General features: G+C 59.7%; 12 protein-coding genes. All 12 read right to left on the bottom strand.

The window, feature by feature from the left end:
• Positions 1-58: 58 nt before the first annotated feature.
• The gene (locus tag ACWGXE_RS08920; protein ID WP_447603011.1) at positions 59-1,786 is read right to left on the bottom strand and encodes a GspE/PulE family protein; all 1,728 of its coding nucleotides are present in this window, start codon (positions 1,784-1,786) and stop codon (positions 59-61) included.
• Positions 1,787-1,918: 132 nt separating this feature from the next.
• Entirely contained in the window at positions 1,919-3,133 is a 1,215-nt protein-coding gene (locus tag ACWGXE_RS08915; RefSeq protein ID WP_447603009.1) for a type II secretion system F family protein, read from the bottom strand.
• A 30-nt stretch (positions 3,134-3,163) separates the two neighbouring features.
• Positions 3,164-3,544: a type IV pilin protein gene (locus tag ACWGXE_RS08910; RefSeq protein ID WP_447603007.1), complete on the bottom strand. Its 381-nt coding sequence runs from the start codon at positions 3,542-3,544 to the stop codon at positions 3,164-3,166.
• A 178-nt stretch (positions 3,545-3,722) separates the two neighbouring features.
• Positions 3,723-4,214: a type II secretion system protein gene (locus tag ACWGXE_RS08905; RefSeq protein ID WP_447603006.1), complete on the bottom strand. Its 492-nt coding sequence runs from the start codon at positions 4,212-4,214 to the stop codon at positions 3,723-3,725.
• An 89-nt stretch (positions 4,215-4,303) separates the two neighbouring features.
• A complete protein-coding gene (locus ACWGXE_RS08900; protein WP_447603005.1) occupies positions 4,304-4,807 on the bottom strand; it encodes a hypothetical protein in 504 nt (167 codons plus the stop codon).
• A gap of 185 nt (positions 4,808-4,992) precedes the next feature.
• On the bottom strand, positions 4,993-6,345 hold the full coding sequence (locus tag ACWGXE_RS08895; RefSeq protein ID WP_447603003.1) for a DUF4340 domain-containing protein: 1,353 nt from the start codon (positions 6,343-6,345) through the stop codon (positions 4,993-4,995).
• Positions 6,346-6,374: 29 nt separating this feature from the next.
• Complete coding sequence (locus ACWGXE_RS08890; protein WP_447603001.1) at positions 6,375-7,811, bottom strand: GldG family protein; 1,437 nt, start codon at positions 7,809-7,811, stop codon at positions 6,375-6,377.
• Positions 7,802-8,572, bottom strand: a complete 771-nt coding sequence (locus tag ACWGXE_RS08885; RefSeq protein ID WP_447602999.1) for an ABC transporter permease — start codon at positions 8,570-8,572, stop codon at positions 7,802-7,804. Before ACWGXE_RS08885 ends, ACWGXE_RS08890 begins: the two co-directional genes overlap by 10 nt.
• Positions 8,569-9,537 carry an ABC transporter ATP-binding protein gene (locus ACWGXE_RS08880; RefSeq protein ID WP_447602997.1) on the bottom strand — a complete coding sequence of 323 codons (969 nt, stop codon included), beginning with the start codon at positions 9,535-9,537 and terminating at the stop codon, positions 8,569-8,571. Before ACWGXE_RS08880 ends, ACWGXE_RS08885 begins: the two co-directional genes overlap by 4 nt.
• Positions 9,534-11,348 carry a hypothetical protein gene (locus tag ACWGXE_RS08875; RefSeq protein WP_447602995.1) on the bottom strand — a complete coding sequence of 605 codons (1,815 nt, stop codon included), beginning with the start codon at positions 11,346-11,348 and terminating at the stop codon, positions 9,534-9,536. The genes ACWGXE_RS08880 and ACWGXE_RS08875 overlap by 4 nt, the downstream gene beginning before the upstream one ends.
• A gap of 40 nt (positions 11,349-11,388) precedes the next feature.
• Entirely contained in the window at positions 11,389-12,264 is an 876-nt protein-coding gene (locus ACWGXE_RS08870) for a SurA N-terminal domain-containing protein (RefSeq protein ID WP_447602993.1), read from the bottom strand.
• Between the two features lie 18 nt (positions 12,265-12,282).
• Positions 12,283-13,239 (bottom strand): peptidylprolyl isomerase, encoded by a 957-nt coding sequence (locus tag ACWGXE_RS08865; RefSeq protein WP_447602991.1) that lies wholly within the window; start codon positions 13,237-13,239, stop codon positions 12,283-12,285.
• Between the last annotated feature and the right edge of the window lie 45 nt (positions 13,240-13,284).

Genomic DNA, 13,284 nt, shown 5'->3' with positions numbered 1-13,284 from the left:
ACGCAGGTTGAATAGAGGTTCAGCCTCACCGCGGCCGAGCCTTTCTGGACAAATTCTGCTAGTCCTGCTCGATGAAGGTCACCCGATTGATTTCTTTGAGCGTCGTTATCCCTTGCCATACCTTTTCTAGCGCGGATTGGCGAAGGCTCGTCATCCCCTCCGTCACGGCACGCTTTCGGATTTCGGATGGCGGACGCCGATCAAGGATCATCTCTCGAATCGGATCCGTCAGGTCCAAAAACTCGGTAATACATTGCCGCCCTCGGAACCCCAGTCCGTGGCATTCTTCACATCCGCGACTGCGCGCTACGGGCTTCTCGCTGCACTTGTCATAGTCCAGTCCCGATTCCCGCGCCTCGACCGGATCCAGACGCGTTTCATCCCGGCACTTCATGCAGAGCGTTCGCACAAGCCGTTGCGCCAGAATACAGTTGAGAGACGAGACGAAATTGTAGGGCTCAATGCCCATGCTGGTAAATCGGCCGATCACATCAAACGCGTTGTTGGCATGGACTGTCGTGAACACCAGGTGCCCCGTGAGGGCGGACTGAATCGCGATCTGTGCGGTTTCCGCATCTCGGATTTCACCGACCATGATCTTGTCCGGATCATGTCGTAGGATGGATCGGAGCCCTTTGGCAAACGTCAGGCCTTTCTTCTCGTTCACCGGAATCTGAAACACGCCGGGAAGCTGATACTCGACCGGATCCTCGATCGTGACCATTTTGTGGTCCTGCGTGTTGATCTCCGTGATGGCCGCATACAAGCTCGTGGTCTTCCCGCTCCCGGTGGGGCCAGTCACCAGGACCATGCCGTATGGTTCCATAATGGCCCGTCGGAAACGGCGCAGGTCTTCCACATTGAAGCCCAGGCGATCCAGGCGCAAAGAGGATACCCCCGCGGTGATGGACTCGCGATCGAGGATTCGGATGACAACGCCCTCTCCAAAGCTGCCCGGCAGAACGGACACTCGAAAATCGACCGTCTTGCGGTCCATCCGAAGGCGAAAGCGTCCGTCTTGCGGGACTCTCCGTTCCGCGATGTCCAGTTCCGACATGACCTTAATCCTAGAGGTCAGCGGCGCATGCAACTTGACGTCCAGGGGTTCAAGGGCCGGTGTGAGAATGCCGTCGATGCGAAATCGAACCTGCACGGCGCGATCACTGGCTTCGATATGGATATCACTGGCTCGCTTCTGCATCGCGCTCAACAAGATTGTATCTACAAGTTTCACCACGGGGCTCTCATCCTTCGAGATCTTCTCGAGCGACAGGACTTCTTCCCCATGTTCGTTCTCTTTGACCAGCACCGAGCGGTATTCGGCCTCCAGCTCCTTGAGAGTCTGATTCGTGCCTTCACCCCGAGCCAACGCGCTTCGAATGGCCTCCGGCGGGCTCACCACGAATCGAAGGGGGCGCCCCAGGAGTACCTCGAGGTCGTCAATGGCCATCAGATCATAAGGATCGGGAATCGCGATAGTGAGTACACCGTTCTCTTCAGACAACGGCACGAACGGATGCCGGTGCATCCATTCAACGGGAACGGTCTCATAAAAGCGAGTATGGATCCGATAACCCAGCAATGGATCGTACGGCAATCTGGATTCAGCAGCCAGGATTTGCACCCATTGCTCCTCGGTGATCACACCCCGGCCGACCAAACCTTGCGGCAGCGACTGGTCGGCCTGAAGACTCGCGGCGACGGCCTGCACGGTCTCTCTGGACACTAACCCTTGCTCGATCAGGCTGTTCATCAGTGAACCGTGACTATGTATCCCGTTGCGCATACTCCTCCCTTATCTGGGCCAGACTCAGGGCCTGACCGTTTGTCAGCATTCCGGACCAATTGAGCAAGCCCGTAATCGGTCCGACGAACCGACACGGGCTCAGGCGCTAACAATGTGAGCCTTCCACATCGGTCAGTGCACTTTTCCCGCCATCTGAAAGATTGGCAGGTACATGACAATCACCACCCCACCCACCAACACCCCCATCACCAGCAGTAGCACCGGTTCAATCCACGTCGTCAGCAGGTTCAATTGTTGGTCCATTTCATCCTCTTGAAATTCGGCCAGCTCTCGAAGCATCACATCGAGTGCGCCCGTCTCTTCCCCCACCGAGACCATCTCAATGGCTATGCGCGGCAGCACCTTCCCGTGCGTTAGGGCCGCCGCGAGCTTCGATCCTTGCTGAACCTGATCAATCGCCGCCCCAACGCCGGCAGCCAAGATTCGATTGGACATCGCTTGTTGCACAATTCGTAGGGCGTTCAGGAGCGGCGCTCCACTGGCCAGTACCGTCGCCAAGGTATGACTGAACTGAACCGTATAGTGGCGGATCAGAATCTCTCCAATCAGCGGCAGCTTCAAGAGCAGACGATCCCTGGTAAGCCTGCCGATGGGAGTTCGCAACCACAGTCGCACCGCCGCGCTGAGCACAAACAGCCCTAGGGCGAATGACACAGCATGTTCCTCAAGGATGTCGACCCCGGTTAAGAGCGCTTGGGTCGCTGTGGGTAGTTCCGCTCCTGATTCCTCATACACATCTTTAAAGGTCGGCATCACGTATGTTAAGAGAAAGGCCAGCACCGCGATGCCGACCATCACCAGAAAACCAGGATAGGCCATGGCTTTCGTCATCTTCTGCCGCAATCCGATCATCAGCTTGAGATAGGTGATGTAGCGTTTGAGCACATCCGGTAGCGTCCCTGACTGCTCACCTGCCAGGATAGAAGCGATGTAGATCTCCGGGAAATGATGCGGATGACGCGCCAACGCGTCCGAGATGGACGCCCCACCTCGGATGTCATACTGGACTGCTCGGAGAGTCGCCTGAAACGCACGGTTCGGCATACGCTCGATCAGCAGGTCCCAAATCTTCAGAATGGGAAGCCCGGCTTTGATCAACACCAACAATTCCTGGTTGAAGACCAGAAAATCGCGGAGCGCATTCTTCTGGCGTTGCTGTAAGCGCTTGAGCGGCAGGTTGAGGCCGGAGCGTTCGGGCGACAGCCGGAACACGCACAAGCCTTGCCCGTCAAGCTGGCTTCGGACGATGCCCTCGGTTTCCCCTTCAATCCGACCTTCAAGCGCGGTCCCGTCTGCGCGCACGGCTTTATAGAGAAACACCGCCATCAGAACCTCCGGCATCTTCTTGAAAAAGAATCACCATTCGTTGTACGGAATCCCATTGGTGGCAACGAGCGTGGAGGCTGAATGAACATCGAGGACTCCTTCTTCGACCTCATCCATGATTTCCTGCCATGTCGTCGCGGAGCGCGTGAGCGGGTCAAGGGGGACCGCCCGCAAATAGCCCTGCGCGACCAGGTCGCTGAGCGACTGCGGGAACCGGCCCTTGTCTGCGCGGTATTGGTCCAGCATTTCGCGCAAGGTGAACAGGTTCTGTTTCAGGACCGCTTCCTGTGCCTTGACGACGGCTTGACGATAGGTCGGTACAGCGAGCGTCGCAAGGATTCCGACGATGACCAAAATAATCGCGAGCTCGACGAGCGTGAAGCCGCTTTCACCGAGGAGCCTGTCCGGCACTGCCGTTCGTGACGAGGCGAAGGAGGTGCGGCAGGATGCGAGGCCGCAGGCCAGGAAAAACCGGAGGTGTATTCGCTGGAATACATTGAGTATTTTTTCGAGTCGAGAACGACGCAGATGGCTGCAGATCGTTCGCCGCAGTAGAAGGGTCAATGCCGGACAGGCTCCTAGCCGGGTATTACCAGTCCTTGTATTTCGTGCCGTCCAGCGCGATCGCATCGCTTCGACTTGAAACGTCATAGATATCCTCTCCGCACCAACGTTCGGCGTCCGGCGGATCCGAATGGCACCGCAATCTCCAATCCGGTTGTCCGGTGATGGGGTCCTTGGGTACCTTCCTGAGGTAACGACGGAACGCCTTCTCCTTAACCGCCGCTTCATTGCCGGTAAGCGCGACCTTGAGCAGCACATCCCACGATTTTGGATACCCGGTCCGCCCGGTCACGTCTTTGCACGTCAATTTACTTTTCACGCACACCTGCCCTAAAAGAATCTCCCCATCCCGGCTCCACTCAAGCCTGAACAGGTCAATGGCGGTTCGCAGTGCTCGGAGTGTGTCGCGGAGTTCCATTTCCCGGCCGCGTTTCGACGCCACATGAGAAATCGGCAACGCAACGGACGCTAGCAACGCCAGGATCGTGATCGTTGTCAGCATCTCGATAAGCGTCATGCCCGTCTCTCGGTTCATCATGTCCCGTTGACTGTGACCACCGATCACCTGTCGACACATGCTTAGAAAGATTCGACCCAACACGATCCCTATTGCCCTTGTTGCCCTTGCGCAGCCGGGTCAACGGGAACCGGCAACAAGGGATTCAATGGATTGATGTACAGCAAACGCTTCTGGGAATCGCCGTCTCCCTTGGCGCCGAACATGCTCCCCGATTCCTGGCCGGCAGGCTCCGGCGCAGCCGTATTCTGCGGCGGTGGGATGGCCTGCGTCTCGATCTTTCCGGCATCCGGAGGCCTTTCCGATTCGGGAACGGGCACCTCTGTTACGCCAGTCCCACTGAACGGCATGGAATCCCCGGGCCCCCTACCTGAGCTACCGGATCCCGACGTAGTCGGGGGCGGCGATAGATTCGGTAAGGGGGTGCACTGCTCCTGCTGCGTGGGACTGTCGGTAAAAATCAGCGAATCCGATGGCCCTGTGCAGCGATAGACCGTTGCTCCACTCGGTTCGGCCCCCATGAACATCGACAGGCCGATCACCATAAGACCTTCCCGGAGCGTTTGACCTGACTGCTGAACTTGTGACTCCATGTCCCTACAGTGCGACAGAACCGTTTCGAGCCGTACTCAACGCCAAAACGCCGGCGAACGCAATTCCTCTTCTCCAACTGGTCGAAAGGCACCCCTCCTTTTTAAGTAGTCTGAGTTGCAGACCTCACGTTTCTGGACTGATCGAACCCAAAGGGGCGTACACGACTGAGCGAGGCCCTATCTGGTTACGCGCCAACCGCGGGGCGATAGGCAGGAGGTTTGAAGAGTAGAATGAGTTGGAGTTGGTCGATCAATGCGCGATCGCGTAGCCTGACTGTGATGCCCGAAGCCGGGGTGGCAATGTCGCCGCAGCGCCGGGTCCGGCTCAGGACAACTTGGTCCAAGCGATGCCCATTTGCGGCCTTGAGCGTGACGGTCCATCGCTGCGATGGCCCTGTCCCGCAATTGCCAATCTCCGGCATGAATGCTGTGGCTTCTGTAAGGTTGAGTTCCTGGATCCAGCGCTCCAGATTCTCGACCTTCGCGTCTTGCAGATGTCGGCCCTCCCAGGTCCACCCTGTTCCATTCCGTTCCAAGCGGGCCACCCTTCTCTCGTCGCGCACTTCCAGCCTCGTGAGTTCGCCCGTCTCCATATGGATGAGATGCTTGTCATACAGTCGGAACAGATCCGGAAAGAGCCACGCCGCTTCTTCCTCGGCGACTTCGTAGTAAAGGTCCTGTTTATCGGATCGCCGCGCGACGAGCATATGTCCCGACCTTGCCAGCTCAAGGGAATGGCTCATGTTGCCGGCTGCAAATACGAGTTGTCCTTCACGCTGTAACTTCCTCCGGTGGTGATTACCGCTCTCTTCCCAAAATACCCGTCTCGCCTCAAGCCCGGCGAGGTGGGTAATCCATTCCATCATGACCCTACGATCCGCCACCGCCTGAATCGGCGAGTCAATACTCCATCCTTGTCCCCCTGCCTTCAAGAGCAGCGAGGTCCCTCCATGCTTCACCTCGATGGTGTGCAGCGGGTCTCGGGCCAATGGCACCACATGTCGGTCCAACAGGTCGCTGGGATCCCGGGGCAACCTTGTCAGCAGGTCCTTGGGCAGGAGCACAATCCCATCCTGGTGGGTCATTTCAGCGAAGAGTTCGTCGCTGACGGGGGATTCTTTTCCAATAGTCAGGCGTTGCACCCCAAGATCCGACTCCAACTCGATCACGAGCAACGGCGTCTGGAGGCCGAACTCCTCCTGATCACCGGCATCCAGGGCAATTCTGCGCGTGATCGCGACTTGGCGTAAGAAGCCCAAAGCCCGATCGACCGCGTAGCTATCGGCCGGCGCATGAAAGGGGGCTTCGAACATCCATCCACCTTCGGAGAGGCGCCGTACCGCGATGATCGCTCCTTGGTTTCGCCTGATGCGAAATACCCTCACCGTGCTTGTATCGATGGAGAGCGAACCTTCTGCAAGCGCCTGCCTCATAGCACGCCGAGCTTCACGGAGATCCGTAGAGAGCATATCCTGCCAATAGATCCACAGGCCGGCCAGCAATGCCCCGAGACTGACGGTCGCCAAGAGTGGCCGCATGCGGCTGATCATGCGAATGGCTGTTATGGTCAGCTCCGTGTCCGTCGATACCGCGAAACCGTCCATCCCGCCGCTGCGATGCACAGTGGGAGTGCCACGACCGGCAGCACGAACAGCACACGAGCCTGTTGTTCGGACAGGATAATCGGACTGACCTTCACGTCCGGAGGTCGAATCGTAAAGGAATCTAATCCTTGCATCAGCCAATTGAGCATGTTGAGGAAAAGATCCCGGTTCCCGGAAAAATTCAGATAGGTATTAGTCAAGTAGTCGGAGTCCCCCACGATGATCATCCGAGGGCTCCCCCGTGGGTCGGACGGCATGGTGCGGGGCGCGGCCGCGACGGCCAGGGTGAACGGCCCCTGGTCCTCACGCTTGGGGTCGAACTGCACAGGGCGGACGCCGACGTCACGTTCAGCCCAGCTCTGCCCGCTGGTTTGGGCCAGATACGTCAATCCCGTTCGCTCCGACTTCAGATCCAACAGTAACGGGCGAGCCCCCGGAAATAACGTCGGGAGCTTCAGGTCGCGCACGATCTCGTGCACCGAATAGACGGTGATTAACGGGAGGGTCGCCGACCCACCGAAGGTGCGCCCTTCCTGATCAACGACCACCCCTGCGCCGAGCGTAACACCCCAGCGCGCCAGGAGCGGCTCCAGTCCCGTTTCGACCTGAGGATCCGTTAGGACGGCAAGCCGCCCCCCTCGCTCCACGTACCGTTGCACCTGCTCCACCTCGGTCTCGAGCAGCGCGTGCTTGGGCCCCGGAATGACCACGGCTGGCGCATCGGCTGGAATCGATTCCCCGCCCAGAAGGAGCAACGCCTTCGGCGTATACCCCTCGTGTTCGAGGATGGCACGAAGTTGCGCGTAGCCGTCTTTGCCCCCTTCGGTCAGACTATGTTCGCCATGACCTTCGAGAAAATACACAGCCTGCCCTGCCTCCCGCACCGCCCGCAGTAGCGCGCGAGTAATTTCGGCTTCGCTGACCGCCGTCCCGCGCGCCTGTCGCCCTCTTGCCGTCATCACGACGATCGTGCCAAATTGATTAACGTCGAACTCCTTGGCCTGCGTCGGGTGTTGCTCGGGATCCAGCACGTGCACAGTCAACTTGGAGGAGTGATTCCGATAGGTTTCGAGCAGTTCGAGTGCGGTCTTTTCCTCGCCGCTCCCTTTCTGGACGAAGGCATAGATCTTCACTTCCTGGTCCAAATGGTCGAGCAGATCGAGCGTACGAGGAGCCAGCGTGAAGCGCCGCGTCTCCGAGAGATCGAATCGCACGTCCTTATACGCCGCGATGCCGTTGACGACCACGAGGAGCCCGGCGAGCAAGACCAGGATCGTCACGCTATTCGCGCTGCGCCAAGCCCATCGCCGCCCATGCCTCCGTCGCCACGCGTCCCGGACGACCTGCAGGGAGGCCGGCGCCAGCCTGATTTTTCGCATGTTCGGAATCTTCAACGCCATCGGTTTGCCTCGACCACCCGATACGCCATGGCAAGCCAGAACATGGTGAAAGTTAGAAAGAACACCATCGAACCGGTGCTCATCAAGCCCTGCATAAATACGTCAAAATGCGGGTACAGGGCCATCTTGCGCTGAATCGCGGCCAGCGCGGTCATCTCCGCATCCGGGGAAATCAGGCCGACCGCCCACAACGCCAGCAGGATCCCCATCCCGGTGAAGCCCGCCACGATCTGATATTCCGTCAACGACGAGGCGAAGAGGCCGACCGCGATAAAGACGAGGCCCAGCAGCCAGAGTCCCACATACCCTGCCGCCAACGCCGTCCATGGAAACACCGCATACTGATTCAACAGCACCGGCAGCACCAAGGTCAGCAGGAGGAGACCCGTGTAGATGACCACCGCCCCTAAAAATTTTCCGACGACGATCGCGAGGACAGGAATGGGGGCGCTAAAGAGTAGATCATACGTGCGCTGGCGACGTTCTTCGGCGAGCAGCCGCATGGTCAGCAACGGAACCACGAAAACCGAGACCAATCCCATGTTCTCAAGCGTGGGGCGGAACACCAACTGGATCACGTTGAAGGCGGGCAACAGCCCCTGATGTTGGAGCAACTGCATGCTCCGCTCGCTGGCGTTCTTCGCCACGCCATAGAAAAGAAACCCGATGAGGGCGAGAAAGATGCCGGACACGACATAGGCCACGGGGGAGGTCAGATAACTGCGGACTTCTCGCTTGGCGATGACCCAGACGGCCCTCATCGCTCCACCTCCTCGGCTTCCATGTTGGTCAGATTGAGAAAGACTTCTTCCAAGCTCATCGAAAGCGGAGTCAGTTCCGCCAGACCCCAGCCACGCTGGACGGACCGTCTGGCGAGCTCTTCCGTCAGGTCCTTGCCCAGCTCGCATTCCACGATCCACCGGTGGTTGCACGCCTGGATGGGCTGGCTTCCCCACACGGACTCCGGATACAGTCCGATTACGCCCGGGATATTTCGGAGCTGCACGGAGAGGTCCTGCGGCGGGTGCCGCAGACGCAGGGCCACCTTTTCAGATTGTCGCAACCGAGCCGCCAGGCGCTCTTGCCGGTCGACCGCCGCCACGCGTCCCCGATGGAGGATCACCACGCGCTGGCAAAGGGCGGTCGCCTCTGAAAGGATATGCGTACTCAACAGAATGGTGTGAGAGCCGGCGAGGCGGCGGATCATCTGGCGCATCTCATGGGCCTGGCGCGGATCAAGCCCGCCCGTCGGCTCATCGAGGACGAGCACTGAGGGGTTGTGGACCAGCGCCTGCGCCAACCCGATGCGTTGTTGATACCCTTTTGAGAGGTTTTTGATCAGGCGACGTCGCATGTCGGCGAGCCCGCAGCGTTCGATCACCTCGTTAACAGCCGCCCGCAGGCGTCGCCGCTTCAAGCCGCGCAACCCTCCTAAGAACCCCAGGTATTCTGGAACCGTCATCTCAGGGTACAGCGGCACAAATTCGGGGAGGTAGCCGATCTGCCGTTTCGCCTCGGTCGCCTGGGCGCTCAAGTCGTAGGTTCCGACCGACGCCGATCCTGAAGTGGCGGGCAGGCATCCGGTCAGGATCCGCATCGCCGTGCTCTTGCCGGCTCCGTTCGGCCCCAGCAACCCAACGATCTCGCCGGCTTCCACTTCGAAGGTGATCCGGTCGTTCGCATGCACAGGGCCGTAGCGTTTCGTCAGCTCATGAACGCTGATCATGATTCGTCCCCTCCTGTCCGTGTGGAGCATCCTTTAGATTTCTGTAGGACCGACTGCACCGCCTTCTCGGACGGCGCCAGGATCTTGGGCTGGCTTCCTTCGCTGGCATGAATCGCGTAGGCAAGCTGTACCCCGCCGTCCGAGGGCTGGCCGGCCACCAGCCCTCTGGGGAGTTGGCTGACCGGTTCCCACTGTTCCACCAGCAGGCCCGACCGGAACACCCCTGAAGGGGTCTGCGCATAGAGCGTCTCATGATCCTGAAGCTCAAGGGCCAGGCCGGTGATGCAGAGGTCTTTCAGCCCATCGTTGACATCCATCCAGTGCTGCCCGCCGTCGACCGACCGGTACACACCCGCATGCGCGGTACTGGCATACAGAAGATTCGGCTCCGCCCGCCCGGCAACAAGACCCGTGATGTTTTCTTCCCCGAGCCTATAGGAGGCCAACTGCCAGCTCCGGCCGCCGTCTCGGCTTCTCAACACGCCCGACGTGCGGGTGCCAAGATAGAGCACGTTCGGATCGTCCCGGCTGATCGCCCACGCACTAATGTCCTCGGGACGGAGTACCCGCCGTGGCGGCGGGAGACCCCCGCCCTTTCTTGCAGGCACAGTAGTCGTGACGATTTGGAGATCATGCCGCGGGTTGATCATTCCAGGCAATTCAGCGTTCACCGAGAAGGCTGCTGTCCTTCCGGCGGCATCGATGCTCGGTGGATGGAATCCCACAGTCATGCTGCCGGTTCTCGTGAGCGGCAGCACATCGTCGCTCCCCACATGCAGAAGAAAGACATTTGCTCCGACGGTCGTCTGAACGGGATGGTATCGGCAAGTAGAGAGAAAGGTCACCCACGTACCATCTGCGGCGATATCGGGAAGCACGTTCATGCAACGCGAAGTGTGGGTCAGTTGCGTCAGGATACCGGTGGCCATTTCCACCAAAAACAGCTCGTCGTTTTGGTCCGGATTTTCGCCGAGGAAGTCGGCCTGCGAATGGAAGACCAGCGCTTGTCCGTAGGCAGCCAGAACCGGCCGGCTGAAGACCGTCGCCATGCCGACAGGCGACTCGAGCAGGATCCTCACCTCGCCCGATTGCCGGTCCCAGGCATACAACCCGTCACGATCGCTTCGAGTCGTTTCCCCGTCCGGCATGAGATGAACGCCCACAAACACCACGGTACGGCTGTCCTGATCCATCGCCGGCCATTGATGATTCGCCGGAGTGGCCGTATGGGTGAGCTGGAGCACGCGGTGGGCGCGAAGATCGATGAGGAACAGTTCCATGTTGCCGTCGGTGTTTTCTCCAGGGACGAGGTCGGCATCGGAAGCGACAACGACCACCTGGCCGCTCGCCGAAATCTGCGGCGTCAATAGGGCCCGTCCTGGCATGTCCGCTCGCAGTCGCGAAAGCTGGGTATAGCGGCCCTCGACTGCGTCATACAGGAAGAGCTGCTGGATCCGATCGGGATTCTCTCCCGAGACAAGCTCCGCGTCGCTGAGGAAAACGATCCGGTTGCCGTCACTGCTGATGGTGGCCGCTTCAGGGTTGGCTTCAGGTGGCGTCAGCCTTTCCACTCGCTGCGTTGCGCGATCGATCCGGACTGTCTGTCGGCCATAGCTGGATCCGGGCTGCATACAGTCCGTCATGGCCAGCAGCCATCGGCCGTCTGCGGAGATCTGTGGTACGAAATACCCGCAGCCGGACGCTTTCGTCACCTGGGACAGCGGCGCCGGGACCGCCGGGGGGTCGGATGGGCCGGCGTACGAAAACAGCGTCCCGGCGATCAGCACCACACAGGCCGTCGCAAGGACCATGATCGAACGAGCGATGCCGGCCCAAGAATGTATGGGGTTCTTAGTGTGCATGGTTCTTGGCCACGACGAGCAGTTCTCGAACCGTCGGATTGACCCAGATCTTCGCCGTTCGACCGAGCGATTGCTCCCATTCAGTCTTCGCGGTTGACCAGCGGGCTTGCTGCATGAGGTCGCGAACGCGGTCCCGAACTTGATCCAGGCGCTCTACGCTCCATAGCGGGGCGAGTTCGTCCCGGTTTTCCTCCCAGTAGCGCCGGATCTCCTCATCGCTGACCGGGACCGCTTGGCGCCTGCGTACTTCCAGTTGGTCAAAGAGCAGGGCCTGGCGCATCTCCACCCACCACTGCTGCCGCGTGATATGGCCCTTCCGTAGGGCCTCCTCGAATGCCTCACGCGAGCCGAACCGCTCTTCGATTTGCTTCACTTGCTCTTCAATCACGGCATCGGAGACCGTCAGACCAAGGCGCTCGGCCTCTTGCCACTTGAGTCGCTCGAGTGCCAATTGGTTGATAATGGTCCGCAGCAATTCCCGATCGTCTTGCAGGCCTGACCGCAGCTGCACCGACTGGGCAGGACCCGCTGCAGTCGGGAGGACCGGCGCAACGGCCGTCTGCGTAGTCTCGTGCATGGCATGCGGATTGGTCGCGCGCCCGGACGTCTCGGTCGGTTGCGCCCCGGGATTCCCCCCCGGCCCCGCATGCTGTTGGTGGGCCAGAATACTCCGAAATTGTTCGAGCCGCGCCTCGACCTGATCTCGAGTGATTATCGTCCCATCGACGGTGGCAATGTGCATCGGCAGCACCTCCACCAGCTTGCGCGGCCGCGACTTCTCTCGCTGCTCGCACGCGTCTGCTGCAAGGCCGATCGCGAGAAGCGCGACGGTCAACCAGGTGAAGGCGCTATTCATGGGCCCCATAGTCATCCGTCAGTCAAGTCATGGTCGATTCATGTTCATCGGAGCGGCATCCAGATCGATGCGCTCAGCAACCCAAATCGTCGCGCGCTTCCTCACTTCCTCCATCCGCCGCTCCTTGTCGCGCTCGGCGCGGAAGGCTCGGATTTGTGTCTCAAGCACTGGTCGCTTCTCGTCCAGCGATCCCCACCCTTCAGGTCGGTATCCTTCTACCTTGACGATATGATAGCCGTGCGGCGACTGGAAGGGCCGGCCGATTTGGCCCGGCCGGAGCTTGAAGACCACGTCGTCGAACGGTGCATACCGCTGGCCCTTGGGGACCCACCCCAGCTCGCCCCCATGACTCCTCGACTTGTCCGTCGACGTGCTACGAGCGAGTGATGCAAAGTCGGCTCCCTGTAGCAGTTCCTGATACAACCGTGTCGCGAGATCATAGGTCAGTACAATAATTTCGCGAGCCTTGACCTGTTCCGGATAGAATGTGGCCTTCTCTTCCTGGAACTTGGCGCGAAGATCGCTCTCTGTGACCACGACGGATTCCATCAGGCGGGTCTTGATTTTCATATCTAGCAAACCCTTATGGATATCCTGGCGTAGCTTCGCCGGATTGCTTCCTTGCACCCGGAGCAACCCCTGAAAAATCCCTTCTTCAGTCGCGCCTTTGAATTCCGCGTACTTGGCTTCGACCTCTGGCTCGGACACACGCACATTCAATTGCCGCCCGAGTTCCTCCAACAGCACATTCTCAACCAGCGTCCGCGCAGCGCTGGCTGCCCGCTGCCCTCTCCATTGCGGTGAAAGTCCCGGGTGGGCCCGCTCATAGAGATCTGTCTGGAGGCGTACTTCCCCCTTGGTGATCTCGACACCATTGACGCGGGCCACGACCTCGCCATCGCCGGACAGGGGCGCGGCTTCGCCAGAAAGTCCCGGTGGAACCGACAGTATTCCGAATAGAAGCACTGCACTCAGTCTTCGCATACTCCCGCACCACCCTTTGGTTTCCGGCCCTCCGATTCACGGCCG

It is taken from the genome of Nitrospira sp. Nam80 (genome assembly GCF_965152575.1).
The sequence above is the reverse complement of the archived record's forward strand: the minus strand, read 5'-3'. Positions and strand labels throughout refer to the sequence as shown.